This is a genomic window from Chryseobacterium sp. TQ-BC-N36 (genome assembly GCF_058382295.1).
The window spans coordinates 3,351,568-3,370,816 of record NZ_CM178175.1; the positions used below are offsets into that span (position 1 = coordinate 3,351,568).

The 19,249-nt window shown below is 37.0% G+C and carries 17 protein-coding genes; 6 read left to right on the forward strand and 11 right to left on the reverse strand.

Features of this window, described 5'->3' with window-relative positions:
* Positions 1-9 precede the first annotated feature (9 nt).
* Genes AC3FI7_RS14935 through AC3FI7_RS14945 form a run of 3 tightly spaced genes read left to right on the forward strand, consistent with a single transcriptional unit; the run spans position 10 to position 1,934 of the window.
* The gene (locus AC3FI7_RS14935) at positions 10-462 is read left to right on the forward strand and encodes a FixH family protein (RefSeq protein ID WP_142725116.1); all 453 of its coding nucleotides are present in this window, start codon (positions 10-12) and stop codon (positions 460-462) included.
* Positions 453-1,178: a sulfite exporter TauE/SafE family protein gene (locus tag AC3FI7_RS14940; RefSeq protein ID WP_131436537.1), complete on the forward strand. Its 726-nt coding sequence runs from the start codon at positions 453-455 to the stop codon at positions 1,176-1,178. The genes AC3FI7_RS14935 and AC3FI7_RS14940 overlap by 10 nt, the downstream gene beginning before the upstream one ends.
* Before the next feature lie 18 nt (positions 1,179-1,196).
* Positions 1,197-1,934: a hypothetical protein gene (locus tag AC3FI7_RS14945; RefSeq protein WP_142725117.1), complete on the forward strand. Its 738-nt coding sequence runs from the start codon at positions 1,197-1,199 to the stop codon at positions 1,932-1,934.
* 59 nt (positions 1,935-1,993) lie between these two features.
* On the opposite strand, the gene serS is transcribed toward AC3FI7_RS14945, so the two are convergent.
* From serS to AC3FI7_RS14995, 10 genes are all read right to left on the reverse strand, one after another.
* Entirely contained in the window at positions 1,994-3,262 is a 1,269-nt protein-coding gene (gene serS, locus AC3FI7_RS14950; RefSeq protein ID WP_491460409.1) for a serine--tRNA ligase, read from the reverse strand.
* Positions 3,263-3,328: 66 nt separating this feature from the next.
* Complete coding sequence (locus AC3FI7_RS14955) at positions 3,329-3,847, reverse strand: hypothetical protein (RefSeq protein ID WP_343661067.1); 519 nt, start codon at positions 3,845-3,847, stop codon at positions 3,329-3,331.
* 38 nt (positions 3,848-3,885) lie between these two features.
* Entirely contained in the window at positions 3,886-5,727 is a 1,842-nt protein-coding gene (gene asnB, locus AC3FI7_RS14960) for an asparagine synthase (glutamine-hydrolyzing) (protein WP_491460410.1), read from the reverse strand.
* A 122-nt stretch (positions 5,728-5,849) separates the two neighbouring features.
* A complete protein-coding gene (locus AC3FI7_RS14965; RefSeq protein WP_142725121.1) occupies positions 5,850-7,103 on the reverse strand; it encodes a lipopolysaccharide biosynthesis protein in 1,254 nt (417 codons plus the stop codon).
* Positions 7,104-7,108: 5 nt separating this feature from the next.
* The gene (locus AC3FI7_RS14970) at positions 7,109-8,242 is read right to left on the reverse strand and encodes a glycosyltransferase (protein WP_491460411.1); all 1,134 of its coding nucleotides are present in this window, start codon (positions 8,240-8,242) and stop codon (positions 7,109-7,111) included.
* A gap of 97 nt (positions 8,243-8,339) precedes the next feature.
* Positions 8,340-8,828, reverse strand: a complete 489-nt coding sequence (locus AC3FI7_RS14975) for a hypothetical protein (protein ID WP_491460412.1) — start codon at positions 8,826-8,828, stop codon at positions 8,340-8,342.
* Between the two features lie 102 nt (positions 8,829-8,930).
* Positions 8,931-9,716, reverse strand: a complete 786-nt coding sequence (locus tag AC3FI7_RS14980; RefSeq protein ID WP_047428861.1) for a (Fe-S)-binding protein — start codon at positions 9,714-9,716, stop codon at positions 8,931-8,933.
* Positions 9,717-9,794: 78 nt separating this feature from the next.
* On the reverse strand, positions 9,795-11,132 hold the full coding sequence (locus tag AC3FI7_RS14985; RefSeq protein WP_142725123.1) for a 4Fe-4S dicluster domain-containing protein: 1,338 nt from the start codon (positions 11,130-11,132) through the stop codon (positions 9,795-9,797).
* Between the two features lie 8 nt (positions 11,133-11,140).
* Positions 11,141-12,091 (reverse strand): MlaD family protein, encoded by a 951-nt coding sequence (locus AC3FI7_RS14990; RefSeq protein ID WP_002983898.1) that lies wholly within the window; start codon positions 12,089-12,091, stop codon positions 11,141-11,143.
* Between the two features lie 128 nt (positions 12,092-12,219).
* Complete coding sequence (locus AC3FI7_RS14995) at positions 12,220-14,373, reverse strand: SurA N-terminal domain-containing protein (RefSeq protein WP_343661061.1); 2,154 nt, start codon at positions 14,371-14,373, stop codon at positions 12,220-12,222.
* 260 nt (positions 14,374-14,633) lie between these two features.
* Here AC3FI7_RS14995 and lon point away from each other — a divergent pair, with 260 nt between their 5' ends.
* Positions 14,634-17,039 (forward strand): endopeptidase La, encoded by a 2,406-nt coding sequence (gene lon / locus AC3FI7_RS15000; RefSeq protein ID WP_491460413.1) that lies wholly within the window; start codon positions 14,634-14,636, stop codon positions 17,037-17,039.
* Between the two features lie 209 nt (positions 17,040-17,248).
* The gene (locus AC3FI7_RS15005) at positions 17,249-18,361 is read left to right on the forward strand and encodes an AI-2E family transporter (RefSeq protein ID WP_142725126.1); all 1,113 of its coding nucleotides are present in this window, start codon (positions 17,249-17,251) and stop codon (positions 18,359-18,361) included.
* Between the two features lie 103 nt (positions 18,362-18,464).
* Here the strand turns inward: AC3FI7_RS15005 and AC3FI7_RS15010 are convergent, their stop codons facing one another.
* Positions 18,465-18,710, reverse strand: coding sequence for a bacteriocin-like protein (locus AC3FI7_RS15010; protein ID WP_343661059.1), 246 nt, complete (start codon positions 18,708-18,710; stop codon positions 18,465-18,467).
* Positions 18,711-18,863: 153 nt separating this feature from the next.
* On the opposite strand from AC3FI7_RS15010, the gene AC3FI7_RS15015 reads away from it, so the two are divergent.
* A complete protein-coding gene (locus AC3FI7_RS15015) occupies positions 18,864-19,241 on the forward strand; it encodes a DoxX family protein (RefSeq protein ID WP_142725128.1) in 378 nt (125 codons plus the stop codon).
* Positions 19,242-19,249 lie beyond the last annotated feature (8 nt).

A 19,249-nucleotide genomic window follows, 5' to 3' on the forward strand; every position in this document is an offset into this window, starting at 1 on the left:
TTAGAAAAAATGAAGAACTTTAGTTGGGGACATGGTGTTGTCATTGCATTATTAGCATTTATTATCTTTATATTATCCATGATGTTTCTTTTTCCAAACGGACAGAAGAACTCTGAAATGGTAACGGATAATTATTATGAAGAAGAGTTGAAGTATCAGGACGTTATTGATGCGAAGAAAAAAGCGGATGAACTACAGGAAAAACCTGTATACAGCCAGGATACCAAGGGAATTAAAATTACTTTTCCAAAAGATTATAACAACTCCAATACTACGGTAAAATTTGTTTTAAACAGAACCGACGACCAGAATTTAGACATTAAAAAATCTGTACAGCTTGACGCCGGACAGTCTTTCACAATTCCTGCACAGGTATTGAAAGTAGGAAACTACACCCTGAGACTGAGCTGGACGAAAGATAAAACAGACTACAGAATGGATTATGATGTGATATGGAAATAGGACTTATTGTGTCGGCTATTGCTTTAGGCTTTGCTTCCGGTTTTCATTGCATCGGAATGTGCGGTCCTATTGCATTATCGATGGGATTAACCAAAAAACAGGCTGCCAATTTCTATCTTCAGAACCTTACCTATCAATTCGGAAGAATTTTCACCTATTCGTTATTAGGTGCACTTCTGGGGATCATCGGTCAGGGATTTGAAATGGCGGGCTTTCAGAAATATCTGACTATTACTGCCGGAGTTCTTCTGATTATCATGGCTGTATTTTCATTTGGAGGAAAAGATTTTGCTTCAAAAATTCCTTTTCTTTCTAAATTCCTGTACAGCGTAAAAATGAATCTGGGAAGGCTTCTTCAGAAAGCAGACTACCGTTCAAGATTTACGACAGGACTACTTAATGGCTTCTTACCCTGTGGAATGGTTTATATGGCTCTTACCGCAAGTCTGGCAGGCGGAGGAATATGGCAGGGAGCTTTATATATGGCCTTATTTGGTCTGGGTACTCTTCCCTTCATGTTTGCCATCGTCTTAGCCGGTAATCTCATGAATCAGGCCTTCAGAATAAAAGTTTTGAAAGCAGTCCCGGTGATTATGATTATTCTGGGAGGATTATTCATACTGAGAGGTCTTGAACTGGGCATCCCATACGTTTCTCCGAAAGCAGAAGCTATGACAATCGTTAAAGATCCGAACGGAGCTGTTAACTGCCATTAAATTTATATTTACATAACCATGAAGAAAATCATTGTCTTATTCCTGATAAGCCTTTTTATGATGCAGTCCTGCAGTGTGAATTCTGAAATTGTTTATCATAAGGATGCCGCTTCTACTTCTGTTACCGATATCGATACAAGAGAGTTTATGGCAGAAATGATGGCTATGACACCTGATTCATTAAAGGAGAAAGAATTTGGAGAAGTAGATAAGCTTCCAACGATCTGGACAAGCATGTATGATCTTGCCAAAAAGGAAGGAAAATTAAAAACTGAAAATCCGGATTCCATCAGGATTATGAAAAAGATCTTCATGAAGTCTGCAAAAGAGGACAATAAACTGGCTGGGTTTTCTTTTAAGATGGAACATTTTGCTCCAGATGATTATAAAGTACTGAAAAGTTTTACCAAAACCGAAAAAATACCGCTGGATCAGAATATTTACAATAACTGGGATGGAAAAACGCTGACAATTGATACTGAAAATTTCAATCTTAAAAGCATTGAAGAAGCGATCAAAACCAAAAGCTCAAAGGAAGAAGCTGAAAAAATTGCCGGTATGATGGTCATGTTTTTCAAAAAAATAGGCACTACTTTAAAGTTCGAGAATCCCATACAATCAATTTCAGGGAAACATGACTGGCTGAAGCAGATTGATGATCATTCGATAAGGATAGAATATGATCTGAAAGCCATTTATGATAAAGATGTAAAACTTAAAAACGCTGATAAAAAGATTATAATCATTACAGAATAAAGCAAAACCCACCGGACTCCGGTGGGTTTTATAATAATATACTGAATTAAGTGATCCACTTAGTTGATCACGTCAAATCTTGCATATTCTGCAATCTTTTTAGGAAGTTTGATACCTTCCGTAGTCTGATTATTCTCAAGTAATGCTGCCATAATTCTTGGCAGTGCCATCGCAGAACCGTTCAAGGTGTGAACCAACTGAGATTTGCCATCAGCTTTATAACGGCACTTCAGCCTGTTCGCCTGGAATGTTTCAAAGTTAGACACAGAGCTTACCTCCAGCCACATTTCCTGAGCTGCACTCCACACTTCAAAGTCATAGGTCATTGCAGAGGCAAAACCTGTGTCACCACCGCAAAGTCTCAATACTCTGAACGGAAGTTCAAGGTCTGTCAGGATTTCTTTGATGTGTTCTACCATTTCTTCCAGCACAGCATAAGAATTTTCCGGTTTCTCAATTCTTACAATCTCTACTTTTTCAAACTGATGAAGACGGTTCAGTCCCCTTACGTGAGCTCCATAGCTTCCTGCTTCTCTTCTGTAGCATTGAGAGAATGCTGTATTTTTAACCGGAAGATCTTTTTCATCAAACAAAACATCACGGTAAAGATTGGTTACAGGAACTTCAGCTGTAGGAATAAGATATAATTTATCTTCATTGACATAATACATCTGCCCTTCTTTATCCGGAAGCTGTCCGGTACCAAAACCTGAAGCCTCATTTACCACGTGAGGAGGATTCACTTCCGTATATCCTTTTTCCACGTTTTTATCCAGGAAATACTGAACCAAAGCTCTCTGTAATCTGGCTCCTTTTCCTAAATAAACAGGGAAACCCGCTCCGGCAATTTTCACCCCCAATTCAAAATCGATAAGGTTATATTTTTTAGCCAGTTCCCAGTGAGGGATTGCACCTTCACCAAGTCCTTCTACAGGATGAGACTGGAAAATAATTTCGTTATCATCAGCAGAAGCACCACTCTTCACCAGTTCATTTGGAATATTGGGAAGCTGGTAAAGGATATTCAGCAAGTCATTTTCTTTAACTTCTAACTGAGATTTCAATTCTGAGCTCGACTCTTTGTATTGTGCTGTTTTAGATTTTGCTGACTCCGCTTCTTCTTTTTTTCCTTCTTTCATCAAAAGTCCGATTTCTTTCGAAATTTTGTTGATTTCGGAAAGCTGGGAATCTAGTTCAAACTGGATTCTTTTTCTTTCGTCATCGGCAGCGATAGCCTCGTCTACCAACTCAAGATTCTTGAATTGTCTTTTCTTAAGACCTTCTAAAACGCGTTCTTTATTGTCGCGCAAAAAATTGACTTGTAACATTTTATTGAGATGTTAAATATTAGATGGTTAGCTTACAATCAGCTAACACTTGTACAAATTTAAAAATTATTTTGTGATCGTAACAGTATTTATCGAAGTAGGAGCATCAGCATCTTTTGAAAATACCTGAACCCTGTTATACAAAACTTTTGAAACCTGAAATACCGTTGGTGTATTCCGATACTGAACCTCCAAAGTATCTATAACATTATCATTTGCATTCGTACTTTTCGTATAGGTAATCTTCATTCTGGAATAGTAAGAAGTTCCTGTTCCCGGATTGTCAGGGCTTATAGAATCCAGTCTTCTTCTTTTGGCACCTGCCAGATATTCCATATAAAACAGGGAGTCTGTTGTCATTTTCAACGGAATACTTACCGGAGAAATGTCCTTGGTTCCAAAAATATCATTCACGGAATATCCAGTATAAGATCCTGTTTTCTTGCTGTTCAGCAAATCCTGACCGGCACTGTTCTTCATGTAGATATTCAGCAACTGATCTATTCTCTGCAAAGAATCATCATCACTTTTGCAACTTATCAGTGCAAAAACCGCAACAAGTATACTCCAAAAATATTTCATCATGACTACAAAGGTAAAATATTAATCTTTAGGCTCCTCCTTTATTTTTCAAAATATTTCTGATACCATAACTCAAAAGTTACCAGCTGCCATATTTTTACCCAATCATATTCGTGCTCCTGATGATTCCACCACTCATCAATTACAGAAGCATTGAAGAAATTTCTCTTTTTTAACCTTTCAAGATTTTCAACAATAAAGTCTCTAACTTTTTTTTCGTTTTTAATAAAATAATTGACAGGAAATGAAAATCCTTTTTTAGGCATATTCAAAACTGATTCGGGAAGATATTTTTCTGCGGTTTTACGCAATAACGGTTTATTCTGATTTCCATTAAATCTTATGTTCTCAGGTAGCGCTGACACATAATCTATCAGGCTGTTGCTCAGATAAGGATAACGAAATTCGACACTGTATTTCATGGCACTCAGATCATCCCGGAAAACATGATGGGAGGACAGCGAATATTTCATGTCATATTCAAAATAACCGGAATAGCTTTTTGTTTCTGAAAGATGATATTGGGAAAGGTCTGAATGAATTGTTCTGTAAATATCCTGTTTTATAAGGGTTTTAACTTCCAGAGGCATCATACTGACCTGATTCTGTCTGAAAAAATCAAACATATCATCCTTAGAGAAATAATTTTTTACCCGTTGTGAAAATTTATCTTTTGTAAAGATAAGTGGACCTAGAAAATTAAAATTCCTCATCAGAAGCCACTTATTTAGCTTCAGCGTATGAGAATAGCCTGCAAAAAGCTCATCAGCCCCGTTTCCGCTTAGCACGACCTTAAAATCTTTATCATGGGCATATTTTGCTGCATTGATCAACACTTCAATGCTACTGTAGGGTTCTTCAAAATGCTGGATATTTTCCTTAAGCTGTTCCAAAGCTTCTTCATCACTCACTTCTTTCACCTCATGCGAAACACCAAAATAGTTAGCCGCTATAGATGCATTTTTCACTTCTTCTTCAGAAAACGGATAGGATATAGTGTATGTGTTAATATCAGTATTGAAAAATTTTGCTTTAGAAGCAATTAAGGTAGAATCTATTCCTCCGCTCATCATAACCGCCACCGGAACATCTGCATATAATTGTTCTGAAATACTCTCAGAAATCAGCTCATCTATTATTCTTACAGCTTCCTCTTCAGAAATATTTTTTGTAGCTGGGAAAGGCAGTGTCCAGAATTTTTCTTTTATAATGTTTTTACTCTTCAGATCAACCGTCATAAAGGAAGCAGGTTCCAGAGAAAAAATTTGCTGAAAGCAGGTTTGCGGGCTCAGTGTTGTCTGAAAAAGAAAATTGGTATACACTCCATTCCAATTGATTTCAGGCTTTACAAACTCATTTTTCAGTAATGCTTTTATTTCTGAAGCCCAGACCAGTCCTTCTTCACTTTGATGATAAAACAAAGGTTTCATCCCTACTCTGTCTCTTGCCAGGATAAGCTTTTGTGAAATAAGATCCACAATACAAATGGCAAACATTCCGTCCAGCTTTTCAAAGGTGGCAGTCCCCCATTCTTCATAAGCCGCAAGGATAACTTCAGTATCCGAAGTGCTTTGGAAGGTATATCCTAAACTTTCAAGTTCTTTCCTTAGTTTTTTAAAATTATAAATCTCACCATTAAATGTGATGATAATCTGCTCATTTTCAGAAAGCATTGGCTGGTGTCCTTTTTCAGAAAGATCAATAATGGATAATCTGCGAAAACCCAGGGCAATCTGTGAAGTCTCATCCTGTAAAACCGGAAATTGCTTTTTTATCTTTTGGGTAGAATCATTGCCTGAAAAAGAGACTGCCCGTACAAGGTCATACAGCCAGAACCCTTCATCATCCGGCCCGCGGTGTCTGATCGCCTGATTCATTTCCATAATATTTGTAGAGGAAATACTTTTATGAAATGAATAATAGCCGCTGATACCGCACATAGTAATACTTAATAGATTTGTAAAAATAAGAAAATGACATTATTTTCTTTGCGTCTGCGAAAGAATTATTTCTTCAGAAGTTTTTCTTTTAAAAGCTGTATTTCTTCTTTTGAAACAAAATAGTCTTTCAAACTAAATGCTGTAGAGCGATAAAATTTTTGAAACAACAGGAAAGCTGAAACCAAATAGGATGACGTAGTGGCAATACAGGCTCCTAAAATTCCCCATCCGGGTATTGCAATAAAAGAAAACACCACTGTAACTGCCAGCCCAACAATTGATTTAATATTAAGAATCTTCAGGTCTCTCATTCCTGAAAAGTAATGTCCAATCATATCACTTAAGGCTATGGCAAAAATTCCTGGAGATAAAAGAAGCATAATTTCTTTGGTATCTCTGAATTCTTTCCCAAAAATCATCTCATAAATCTGTGACGGGATAATAATAATCCCCAAAATGAAGCCTATCATTAGGGTAAAGGTCAGCTTTAAAGACTCTTTGGTTTTTCTTATAGATTCTTCCCGGCTTTTACTATTGACGACATCTGAATATAAAACGACAGCAATACTTCGGGTAATAGTCCATATGGCCTCTGAAAATGTAACTCCAATGGAAAATATTCCTACACTGGCAATCCCTTCAAAATGTTCTAAAAAATAAAACGAGAGCCTGTAATTGAGAAACTGAATAAACGCGCTCAGCTGCGTTTTCCAGCCATATTCAAACATATTCTTAGCAACATCTTTACAGAATGATATTTCAGAAATCCTACATTTTTTGATCATGTGAAAAAAACTGGAGATAAAAAGAAGAGCCAGACAGCTGATCTGTGCAAGAAAATAGACAGAAACATCTTTCTTCCCACACCCATACACCAGTATTCCTAAAAAGATAATATGAACAAGCTGTTGTAAAACCGTATAAAGATTAAACTTTTTAATATCCTGTGTTCCAATAAATAAACTGACATTAGTAGATAAAAGCGAAGAAAAAACGGAGATTCCAATAAGATAGAAAAGGTATTCTCCCTGAATAGAAGCCAGACTGAATAAAAAAGGAATTAAAAGTCCTGTCAGAAGTGACCAAAGATAAGCATAAAGTAAGATTTTTTCTATTTTGAATCTTGAAGCAAAATAAGAAGCGCTGCTCCCTGAAAAAATATTACTGAAGAAACTCACTGCAGCTGCATTCGCAATTACGATGGAAATAGTTCCCTTACCCTCACTTCCCCACATATTCGTAGAATAGATCACCAGCCCGAAACTGAGGATCAGAATAAGAAAACGTGAGACAAATGTTTTAATGATAGTAAGCTGCATGGTGATTATTTATCAATGGATTTTTTCACAAAATCAACAAAGGAATATTTTATCATCTCCCAATTGTATTTTTCTTTAAATTCTTTTACAGCATTGAGCGCATGAGCGTGATACAACTCAGGATTCCTGATATAATTAATAATAACATCCGAGATCCCATCAGCATTATGAGGATCTACCAAGCTCCCAAAAGAAAGTTTTCCCATATGTTTCCGGATCCCTTTCAGATCTGAATAAATTACCGGTTTACCTGCTCCCATAAAATAAAACAGCTTTATCGGCAGAGAATGGTTGTTTTCAAAGTTGATTTCACGAAGATCAAAACAGATATCTGCATCAGCCAATTCTTCTGTAAACTGTTCAAAAACCGTTGGTTTTCTTATCTCAATATCATCGAAATTATATTTCTTCAGTAACGCTGAGAAATAAAGTTTATCCCTTTCTTCTACAGCGGACCCGATGATCAGGATTCTGATATGAAGCGAAGAAGCTTTTTGGCGGAGTTTATCTGCAGTCTTAAAAAAATTATCAATTCCTTTATCTTTAGAAATCTGACCGGTATAGCAAAGGGTAACTCTACCCAGTTCAAGCTGTTTAACACTTTCTCTAATATAATGGGTATCCGGATAATAAGGAAGAACCATATGCTTTTTAAATCCGAAAAAATAGGCTAAAGGGAACTTTTTTGTAGTTTCTCCAAAAATAAAACGGGTACTCAAAAATCCTGCATACAGCTGAATAAAAGTAAATTTCACGGCCTGAAAAATTTTAACAGGAAACCGGTACTTTTGGAGCATTGACATGGAAGGATACCATTCTGTAACATCATAAATACAAGCTGCTTTATGCTGCCTTACAAATTTTCTTACTGCTGCCACTGCAAGAGGTTCGGAGCAAATGATACACTGAGGCTGAAACGTATGGCAAACCTTTCTGAAAGTTTCCATTTTCTTTTCAATACTTTCTTCCAGCACAGCATAAGATTCTATGTCAATGCCATCTATACCACCGCTGTAATCTGTATATAAACTGCATATCTTCACTTCATACCCATTATCTCTAAGAGCTTTTGCCTGATGATAGAAAATACGGTCATCATTATAGCTGTGGGATGTCGTTAAAAAAAGTACTTTAGGCATTAGTCTCTACTCGAATCTACACAAAGATACATTAAAACAAAAAAGTGGAAATATATTTTCCACTTTATGATTATTCTGCTGTATTGCTTTACAGCAGTTATTTTATAGAGGCCGCCCAGCTTTTCTCCAAAGGAAGAAGGAAGTGGCTCAAAAAATCCAGATAAGTATTTTTAGAGAAGTCAAAAACCTGGATATCATCTGAAAGTTCTCCGTTTCTCAGCTTTGTCTTGAAATCCATTAATTTTAAAGTTTTTACTTCACCATTCTCTACAAAACTTGCTTTCATTCTGTCGAAAAGGCCTAATTGATATTCTTCATCAATTTCTCTCATTACTTTTCCTAAGGCATCAATACTGCATCCCGAAGCCATTTTTTTTTCTTCGTCTACACATACGATGATAAACTGATTTTTTTCAATTTTAAATGAAGAAGAAAGGGGTTTTCCATGAGCTGCCCATGTTGCAAGGAAATCAAATAATTTTTCAGTAATGGCTTTTGCTTCTTTGGTTTCAAAAGGCCTTGAAGCCGGATATATAATGACTCTGTAGTCGTTGGTTTCTACAATATTAGATTCTTCGATTTTCATATCCTTCAATTTAGACTGTAAAATTACGATTTTTTCTTCAGAGTAAATAAAAACAATAAACTCAGGATGACTCCTGAGTTTAAATCTGTATGTAAAAAGTTATTATAAATCTTCTGCTTCAGCAAGAAGTTCAACGATATCTTTTACGGCTACTTCAGTATTTTTATTAAAGTGTTTTACCCCATCTGTCATCATGGTGTTGCAGAAAGGACATCCTGTAGCAATTACTTTAGGTTCAAAAGATAAAGCTTCTTCTGTTCTTTCAATATTGATGTCTTTATTTCCTTTTTCAGGTTCTTTAAACATCTGTGCACCTCCTGCTCCACAACAAAGCCCATTGGTCTTGCAACGCTTCATTTCCACAAGCTCCGCATCCAGCTTTTCAAGAAGCATTCTTGGAGCTTCATATTCATCGTTGGCACGGCCCAGATAACATGGATCATGGAAGGTAATCTTTTTCCCTCTGAATGCACCTCCTTCAATTTTCAGTCTTCCTTCTTCCATGAGGGTTTTAAGGAACTGGGTATGATGTACTACTTCAAAGTGCCCGCCTAAGCTTGGGTATTCGTTTTTAAGAGTATTAAAACAATGTGGACAAGCTGTTACGATTTTCTTTACTTCATAAGCGTTCAGTACTTCGATATTGGTAAGCGCCATCATCTGGAAAACAAATTCATTTCCGGCCCTTTTTGCAGGGTCTCCGGTACAGCTTTCTTCCTGTCCCAGAACGGCAAATTCAACGCCTATTTTATTTAATATCTTGCAGAATGCTTTTGTAATTTTCTTGGCACGGTCATCAAAACTTCCCGCACATCCAACCCAAAATAAAACTTCCGGTGCTTTTCCTTCGGCAGCATATTCTGCCATTGTTTTTATATTGAAATCCATCTTTTCAAATTTATCAATATGCTCATGTACCAATTTACCAATGATTGCTACATTGCTGCATTATTTTACTTTGTTATATTAATTTTCATTGGCCCAGTTCAGACGGTCAGCCTGATTGTACTGCCAAGGGGCAGCATTGTTTTCCACATTGGTCATCATCAGGTTAAGTTCCTGAGGAGCAGCAGACTGTTCCATTACCAGGAATCTTCTCATTTCAAAAATAATGGAAAGCGGATCAAGTAATACCGGACAGGCTTCTGTACACGCATTACATGTTGTACAGGCCCAAAGTTCTTCTTTTGTAATATAATCGTTTAACAGTTTTTTACCGTCGTCTACAAATTTTCCATTTTTATCTATGTTTCTTCCCACTTCTTCCAACCTGTCTCTGGTTTTCATCAGGATTAGTCTCGGAGAAAGTTTTTTACCGGTAATATTGGCCGGGCACACTGAAGTACAACGTCCACATTCCGTACATGAATAGGCATTAAGCAATTGTACCTGGTTCAGATCAAAAACATCTTCTGCCCCGAATTTCGAAGGCACATCAGCTTCTGACCCTTCAGCCGGTGCAGCGTAAGGATCTGCATTTGGATCCATCATTAATTTGATCTCCTTTGTTACGGACTCAAGATTGTTGAATTTCCCTTTTTTCTCAAGATTTGCATACCATGTACTCGGAAATGCAAGAATAATATGTAAATGCTTTGAATAATAAAGATAATTCATGAAGAAAAGAATCCCTACAAAGTGGAACCACCAGGCTGCTTTCTCTGTGAACATCAAAAATCCGTTATCAAAATTGAAGGTTTCCAAAAACGGAACCAATGTCATTTCACTGATCGGGAAACTTCCATGTACTGGTAAAACGCCTCTTGACTGTAAAATAAAATCTGAAGCATTCATTTTAAAGAAAGCCATCATCAGGGCAAATTCAATGATAAGAATCCAGTTGGCATCTTCTTTTGGCCATCCGAAAAGTTCCTTCATTGTTAACCTTTTGACCCCGTAAAAATTTCTTCTGATAAAAAATATAACGACCCCTATTACAACCAAAAGTGCCAGGACTTCTAATGTAGCTGTAAAGAAACTGTAGAATCCGTGTCCCAAAACCGAGGCCAGAAAACGGTGAGTTCCAAACACTCCATCAACAATTATTTCAATGAGTTCTATATTAATGATAATAAAACCAACATAAACAAAAATGTGTAAAATTCCTGCAACAGGACGTTTTACCATCTTACTCTGGCCCATAGCTACATTGGCCATGGTACTCCAGCGTTCAGATTTTCTGTCATTTCTATTGATTTCACGACCCAGCCTGATATTTCTGTAGATCTTCTGCAGGCTTTTGGCAAACAGTCCAAATCCGGCCACTAATAAAATCAGGAAAATAATGTTATCGATGTACTGCATAAGGTGTATTAGTCTTTGTTATTTTTACCGAAAACCGAGAAGTTGATGTATCTCTTCGGATTCGCTTTCATATCTTCGATTAATGTATTCAGATTGGAAGATGCCGAATTCAGGTTGTTGTAAAGCTGATCATCCTTCATCAGTTTACCCAAACTTCCTTCTCCTTTGTCTATTCCACCAATCACCTGATTCAATTTTCCTACTGTAGCATCTAAACTTGCAATGGTAGCATTCAACTGTTTAGTGTCGATACTTTCTGCAAGGTGTCCGTATTTATCTAATGTTACTTTTCCGCTCTGCATGGTAAGGCTTGCATCATCCAGCACCTTTTGCAGTTTTGGATCATTATGTCCTACCAGATTGTTTACACTTCCTGCTGTAGCCTGTAATGCACCAACCGTTTTGTTAAGGTTAGCTAACAAAGCCTTAATTTCAGCTCTGTTCTGAGCATCAAAAACCTGGTTTGCATTGGCCATCAGGGAGTCTACTCTATGAAGAACCACCTGTAACTGATCTTTTACAGGGCCTACCTGAGAAGAAAGGCTTCCCAGCGTCCCCAGTTTGAAAGCTCCTTTTAATGTATCACCGTCTTTTGCAGTTGGCCCTCCATACATAAGGTTTACTCTCATTTCTTTACCGGACATTAATCCCGGTTCAAAGATCTCCAGTGATGAGTTTTTTGAAAATTCAAATTTATTGTCGACAGTAACTTTTACAACAAAATTAATTTTTCCATCTTTTGAGGTGATAGGAATAATCTTGTCTACCTGCCCCACTTTAAGGCCATTGATAGAAACTGCCGCAGACTGCGCCAGACCTTCTACATTGTCATATTTTGCGTAAAATATATTGTCGGTAGTAAAAAGGCTTTTCCCTTTCATAAACTGAAACAATACCACAAAGCCTACGATAGCTAGAAGTGCAATCACACCAGCTTTTAATTCTTTACTGAACTTCACTTGCTAATTTTTTTCTAATAAGCAAATATAATACATTTTAAATAAATCTTTTCCTTTATTATTCTGCGTTAAATACAAAAAAAGCGACAAAAAAATTTGTCGCTTTTTATATCATTGAAATGAATTTCTTATTGTTGCTGATTTCCCAGTTTGTTCCAGATCTCGATTCTGTAATCTTCGATATCTGCGTTGTCCTGAAGACTCTTCATCCAAGCCTGTCCGAACATTCCGGCATTTCTTTGAGTAAGAGATTCTGTAAACTGCTTAAGATCTCCAGGCTGTTTGTTGACTGTTTCTGATTTTTTGATCAGAACATAAACACCTGTTCCTCCTTCTACCGGATTGGAAAGCTTACCTTTTGCGACACCAAATGCTGCACCGGCAACTTTAGGTTCCATAGCACCAGCTACTGAAGGGTTCAGCAGGTTTACCTGAGCTGACTGTTTTGGAGCTGCAAATAACTTAGCAATCTGATCTAAACTGGAAGCTTTTGCTGCTGTAATTTTATCAGAAATTTGTTTTGCTGCCAGTTTATTTTTAACGATAACTTCAATCTGATCTCTTACAGATTCAGGATCAGCAAGACCAGCTTCCTGTTTTCCATTCAGATAAACTACAATTTTATCACCTGTTCCATCTACTGTAAATAATTCAGTATCTCCTTTTGTTCTTTTTTTATCGAAAGCCCATGTAAGGATATCTGCATCTTTTTCGGTACCTAAGCCCTGAAGCTGACCTTCAAATCTTTTAGCTGCTTTTGGATTCGAGAACTGATAGTTATTTTTCTTAGCAATGTTTACGAAATCATTGAAAGATTTCCCTTGAACCTGCTGAATGAATTTTCTTGATTTTTTGTCTGTTTCAGCCTCAGTAGCATCAGAAGGTTTAATTGCTTTCACAAGATTAGCAACTTTATACCCCATTGATCCGGATTTTTTATCTTCAATATTGATGATATGGTAACCGAACTGAGTTTCCACTACTCCTGTAGCTCCTTTAGGATTGTTTGCAAGGTAAGCAAGGAATTCAGGAACAAAAGGTGTTTCCGGAGTGGTCCATCCAAGACTTCCTCCCTGAGCTGCAGAATTCGGATCGCTGGAAAGCTTAAGGAATTCTGTAAATTTGGCAGGAGTAGCCTTTACAATAGCACCAATTGAGTCTGCTAATTTCTTAGCCTGCTCTTTGGTTCTTGTCACTCCTTCACCTGCAGGGCTTCCTTTGAATGCAATAAGGATATGTCTTGATAAAGTAGAGTCTGAAGGTCTTTTACCTACAAGCTTAGATACGACATAAACATCTTGCTCTTTATAAGGGCCAAAAGTCTGACCTACTGCTGCTGCAGTGATCTGATCTTTGATCGTTGGAGGCAATTGAGCAGGATTGACATATTGAGGATTGAATGGCGCGTCAGAATTCGCCGTTACAAACATAGAGTCATTTTTGGTATTCTGGAAGTTTTCAGTACCTCCGCTTGCATCCGTACCCCCTGAATATAATTTTGTAATTTCTTTCAGAGTTGCGGCATCATCTGCTGCACTAGGCTTAGATGGGAAGAATACAATCCCTATATTTCTGCTTGGCTCAGCTTTGAACATTACAGGATGCTGTTTGATATAGTCAGCAAGATCTTGTGTAGTCACATTGATCTTTGTTTTTTGAAGATATGCTGCATAATCTACTTTTACAAAGTCGATATCTGCAAGCTGATCTCTCTGCTTCATTAATTCTTCAGCTTCTTTCTTTCCTGTAGTAATCCCTACTGAAAGATTAGTAAACACCTGTCTGGCCATTAGTCTGTACTCAATTGTCTTTCTGGTTTTCAGCCATTGAGCATATCCTTGTGGGTTGGTGTTTTGTAATGTTTCAATTTCTTTTTTAAGCTCTTGAGTTTTAAAGTTACCTTTCTCATCAAAGAACTGCTTATTCTGAGCAAACATCTGATCATACTGGATCTGATTCCAGAAATAATCATCAGTCATTTCAAAGCCCAGTTTCTCAAACTGTTGCTTGATAAGTTTAGATTGTACAAGTAACTGCCAAGCCTGCTCTTCAAGACCGTTTTTCGGACGACCTTGCTGTTCAGCCTGCTGTTGCAACACGAAAAGCTGATCATTGAACTCTTCGCGGGTGATTTTCTCACCATTTACTTTTCCTAAAACATCAGGATTCTTACCAAAAACCTTGTCAATACTATCCGGGTTCACCAAAAACGCTAAAAGCGCTAAGGCTATTACTCCCATTAAAAGCCAAGGCTTACTCCTAATCTGTCCTAAAATTGCCATTTTATAAATTATAGTTTTTTATCAGTTTGCGAAAATACACATTTTTAAGAAATTACAGAAACAGAACTGCTTTATTTTGATTTTTAATGTAAAGATTATCTAAAAAAGGAAATTTTGGCCGTATTTTTAAGTAAAAAACAAATGGCATAAGTATTGTGCATTTTTTAGACATTATAAGATGCCACACGTTTTCAGAGCATATTGTAAAAAATCCCTTTAACGATAAAAAACGAAAATGACAATTTGTCATTCGATTGACTATGACAGAATTTGAAGATATTAGTTTAGAAGAAATGATCAGTGACGGATTTGATATCGTAACTGAAGAAATCAATCTTTCAGACTTTGCAGAGACTGATAAAAATTCCGAACAGAAGATATTCCCTATACTTCCCGTAAGAAATATGGTGATGTTCCCTAATGTGGTAATTCCCATTACTGCAGGAAGAAAAACCTCAATACAGCTTCTTGAAGAAGCCCAGAAGAATGGTGATTTTATAGGAATTGTAAGCCAGAAAAATTCGGATCTGGAACAACCTTCCGAAAAAGATATTTATACGACCGGCACATTGGCAAAGATCATTAAAATCATCAAGCTGCCGGAAGGTAATATTACAGCGATTACCAAAGGATTTCATAGGTTTAAGATCAAAAAAATTGTTGAAAACCAGCCATATTTCAAAGCAGAAATATCAAAATTAAAAGATACCCGGCCCAAAGATCAGGAAGAATATGAAGCATTGCTGGAGAACATCAAAGACCTTGCCTTAAAGATTATTGAACTTGATCCGAATATTCCTAATGCCGCAAACTTCGCGATTAAAAATATTAATAATAATGATGATCTTCTGAATTTCATCTGCACCAACGCTAATTTTTCTTCGATAGCCAAGCAGAAGCTTCTCGAAGAGAAAAGCCTGATGACAAGAGCCAACCAGTGCTATGAGATGATGCATGAGGATTTCAGAAAGCTTGAACTGAGAAACCAGATTCACCAGAAAACGTCAAAAGATCTTGACAAACAGCAAAGAGAGTATTTTCTGAACCAACAGATCAGAACCATTCAGGAAGAATTGGGTGGAGGCCCTGAAAGTGACGTTGAAGATCTGCTTGCAAAAGCCAAAAACAAGAAATGGAGCAAGGAAGTAGAAGAATATTTCCAAAAGGAAATCAGCAGGCTTCAGCGCCAGAACCCTAATTCTCCGGACTATAATGTGCAGAGAAATTATCTGGATTTCTTTACTGACCTTCCTTGGGAAACCTACACAAAAGATATTTTTGATATTGCAAAAGCTGAGAAAGTACTAGATAAGGCACATTTCGGACTGGAAGATATCAAGAAAAGAATCCTGGAGCACATGGCTGTTTTAAAATTAAAAAACAACATGAAATCTCCTATCCTTTTATTGGTAGGGCCTCCGGGGGTTGGTAAAACTTCTTTAGGAAAATCCATCGCTGATGCTTTGGGAAGAAAATATGTAAGATTATCACTGGGTGGTCTCCATGACGAAAGCGAAATCCGCGGACACAGAAAAACCTATATTGGAGCCATGGCGGGCAGAATTTTGCAATCCATCAAGAAATCCGGTACTTCGAATCCGGTAATCGTTCTTGATGAAATAGATAAAATCGGACAGGGTCTGCATGGAGATCCAAGTTCCGCATTACTGGAGGTCCTTGATCCTGAACAGAATAAGTCATTTTATGACAACTTCCTGGAAATGGGGTATGATCTATCAAAAGTAATGTTTATTGCTACGGCCAACTCACTTTCAACAATACAGACTCCTCTTCTGGACAGAACGGAAATCATTCAGATTGCCGGTTATACGCTGGAGGAAAAGATTGAGATCGCTAAAAGACATCTGATCAAAAAGCAACAGGATGAAAATGGTCTGGATGCAAAATCATTTAAACTCGGAAACGCAGAGCTTAAACATATTATAGAAGCACACACTTCAGAAAGTGGCGTGAGAACCCTGGAAAAAAGAATTGCTGCCATTGCAAGATGGGTAGCTCTTCAGACTGCTCTGGTAAAAGAATATGATCCCAAAATTTCACTTGAAAAAGTAGATGAAATTCTTGGAGTACCAAGACCGAAAAGCCTGTCGGAAATCACGGGAGTTCCAGGTGTTGTAACAGGTCTTGCATGGACAAGTGTAGGAGGAGACATCCTTTATATTGAAAGTATTTTAAGCAATGGTAAAGGAGCATTAACGATGACCGGAAACCTCGGAACGGTCATGAAAGAATCTGCTACTATTGCCCTGGAATATATAAAAGCAAAACATGACGAGCTGGGGATTCCGCAGGAAGACATGGATAAGAAAAACATTCACGTACACGTTCCTGAAGGAGCAACCCCTAAAGACGGGCCGTCTGCAGGTATCGCCATGCTGACTTCCATGGTTTCTTCATTTAAAAATAAAAAGGTGAAACCTCACCTTGCGATGACAGGAGAAATTACATTGAGAGGAAAAGTACTTCCTGTAGGAGGTATTAAAGAAAAACTGCTTGCGGCAACAAGAGCAGGAATCAAAGATGTTATCCTTTGTGAGGCTAACAGAAAAGATGTGGAAGAAATCAAAAAAGATTATCTGAAAAACCTGAGAGTCCATTATGTCAACAGAATGGAAGAAGTGATAGATATCGCCATCGAAGAATAAAACAATTTATAACATATCAACTTCTCATAAGAAAACACGTTCTGCATATCAGAGCGTGTTTTTTCTTTCAGGAACAAAAAAGTGCAATTTTCCTGTTTAGGTGGAATAAAATTTGCTTCAATACAAGAAAATCCTGCAGGATTGAATAATTTTTTTCAATTCACACGGGTTTTTCTTATTTTTATTCCACACTGCAGATTTTTTAGATTATGAATTTTCTTAGACTTCCTTTCCTTGTCAAGCTAACCCTTGTGGTAGTTTCTGTCATTGGTCTTGGCTATCTTCTGGCATTAGGACAGACTATTCTAGCCCCCTTTTTCCTGGCATTCCTTATGGCTATGCTGTTTTTACCGGCGGCCACTTTTATGGAAAGAAAACTAAGATTTCCGAGATCAATGTCTACAATGACTTCGGTATTCATTATGCTGATGATTTTGGGTGGTATTATCTATTTCTTTACCAACCAGCTGTCTGATTTCAGTAAAGATCTTCCTCATCTTCAGGAACAGTTTACTACTGTTTTCAATAGTCTTCAGCACTGGGTTTCAAGAACCTTCAATGTAAAAGTGGATGAACAGGTAGATTATATCAATCAGGGATTGAATAAACTGTTATCTTCTTCAGGGATGATTTTAGGGTTTACTTTCGGAATTTTTTCAACAGGCTTTGGGTTTATTATATTTTTCACGCTGTTTTTTATCTTTATTTTAAATTACAGAAGACTGTTAAATAATTTTATTGTTACGGTTTTCAATGAAAGACATAAAGCAAGCGTAGTGGAAGCTGTAAATGAGATCCGTATTATGACCAAGAAATATATCTTCGGACTTTTTCTCCAGGTTATTATCGTTTCCATTTTAACATCTGTTCTTCTTACGATTCTGGGAGTGAAATACGCCATTCTCTTAGGAGTTCTTACCGGGCTGTTAAATGTCATTCCGTATCTGGGGATTTTTATTTCTCTTTTAATCTCCTGCTTTATAGCATTTGCCACTTCTACTCCTTCAACATGTATTTACGTTGCATTGGGGTATATTGCCATTCATGCTGTAGACGGCAATATCGTTCTGCCATTTGTGGTGGGTTCTAAAGTAAAGATCAATGCCTTATTTTCTTTTATCGGCATTCTTTTAGGAGAACATCTTTGGGGAATTGCGGGTATGTTCCTTTGCATTCCGGCAATAGCTATTATAAAAATTATCTGTGAAAAGGTAGATGATCTCAAACCATGGGGAAGACTTCTTGGTGAGGAACAGAAAGCTAATAAGAAAAAGAAAAGTTATAAAATTTCCAAGAATATTACACTTAAGGAAATGGACTAGAATATGAGTAATGAAAAATGAGTAAGAGTTGACATAACCCTACAACATTGTTTGTTTACCTCTTAAATAAAACGACCGCCTTTTTCAAGGCGGTCGTTTTATTTTATGATGAAATAGCACACAAAGGACTCATTCCATTTGGACAGGTTTCTGTACAGAAAATATACGTTTGGCTGTCCGGGCAGTATCCTTTATCCGGTTCAGGATTCCCACCTCCTCCACCCCCAAGGCAAGGATGCCCAGGTGGAATTTTACATGGACAGTCTATTGGCCCTATATCACATTTATCAATTCCTCCATGGATTTCTCTCAGATTTCTACGGTTTAACTTTTTAAGGTTTTTCAGCATAATATTATTAGTTTAGTTTGCATTTCAAATATAAATAATAAAATTATTCAAAACACAACGTTAACCTTACATTAACATTAATTGCATATTTCTTATAAAAATATAATCAACGAATCCTATTTTTATTATACATTTGATATAAAATCATCAATCATGAAAGTAATAAAATTCATCTTATGCTTACTTTTCGGACTTATGTTTATTAATGCCGGATTAAACAAGTTTTTTAATTACATGCCGATGGAGAAACCTACACCTGAACAAATGAAACTTTTTTCTGCTTTTGGAGAAATCAGCTGGCTGATGCCTCTAGTAGGGACTGTAGAGGTAATCGGCGGATTATTATTCATTTTTCCTAAAACAAGAGCCTTAGGAGCTATCGTTATTTTACCTGTTATGGTAGGAATTGTTGCTCACGTCTTCACTTTGGACAAATCTCCGATGGGAATGGGTATTGCCGGAGTGATGTTTCTGATTAACCTTTGGATGATTATTGATAATAGGGAAAAATATAAACACTTAGTTTCGTAAGGTCACAG

Bases quoted from the DNA above. Each gene is read 5' to 3' on its own strand.
- AC3FI7_RS14935 (WP_142725116.1), top strand. From the start codon at position 10: ATGAAGAACTTTAGTTGGGGACATGGTGTTGTCATTGCATTATTAGCA.
- AC3FI7_RS14940 (WP_131436537.1), top strand. From the start codon at position 453: ATGGAAATAGGACTTATTGTGTCGGCTATTGCTTTAGGCTTTGCTTCC.
- AC3FI7_RS14945 (WP_142725117.1), top strand. From the start codon at position 1,197: ATGAAGAAAATCATTGTCTTATTCCTGATAAGCCTTTTTATGATGCAG.
- serS (WP_491460409.1), bottom strand. From the start codon at position 3,262: ATGTTACAAGTCAATTTTTTGCGCGACAATAAAGAACGCGTTTTAGAA.
- AC3FI7_RS14955 (WP_343661067.1), bottom strand. From the start codon at position 3,847: ATGATGAAATATTTTTGGAGTATACTTGTTGCGGTTTTTGCACTGATA.
- asnB (WP_491460410.1), bottom strand. From the start codon at position 5,727: ATGGAAATGAATCAGGCGATCAGACACCGCGGGCCGGATGATGAAGGG.
- AC3FI7_RS14965 (WP_142725121.1), bottom strand. From the start codon at position 7,103: ATGCAGCTTACTATCATTAAAACATTTGTCTCACGTTTTCTTATTCTG.
- AC3FI7_RS14970 (WP_491460411.1), bottom strand. From the start codon at position 8,242: ATGCCTAAAGTACTTTTTTTAACGACATCCCACAGCTATAATGATGAC.
- AC3FI7_RS14975 (WP_491460412.1), bottom strand. From the start codon at position 8,828: ATGAAAATCGAAGAATCTAATATTGTAGAAACCAACGACTACAGAGTC.
- AC3FI7_RS14980 (WP_047428861.1), bottom strand. From the start codon at position 9,716: ATGGATTTCAATATAAAAACAATGGCAGAATATGCTGCCGAAGGAAAA.
- AC3FI7_RS14985 (WP_142725123.1), bottom strand. From the start codon at position 11,132: ATGCAGTACATCGATAACATTATTTTCCTGATTTTATTAGTGGCCGGA.
- AC3FI7_RS14995 (WP_343661061.1), bottom strand. From the start codon at position 14,373: ATGGCAATTTTAGGACAGATTAGGAGTAAGCCTTGGCTTTTAATGGGA.
- lon (WP_491460413.1), top strand. From the start codon at position 14,634: ATGACAGAATTTGAAGATATTAGTTTAGAAGAAATGATCAGTGACGGA.
- AC3FI7_RS15005 (WP_142725126.1), top strand. From the start codon at position 17,249: ATGAATTTTCTTAGACTTCCTTTCCTTGTCAAGCTAACCCTTGTGGTA.
- AC3FI7_RS15010 (WP_343661059.1), bottom strand. From the start codon at position 18,710: ATGCTGAAAAACCTTAAAAAGTTAAACCGTAGAAATCTGAGAGAAATC.
- AC3FI7_RS15015 (WP_142725128.1), top strand. From the start codon at position 18,864: ATGAAAGTAATAAAATTCATCTTATGCTTACTTTTCGGACTTATGTTT.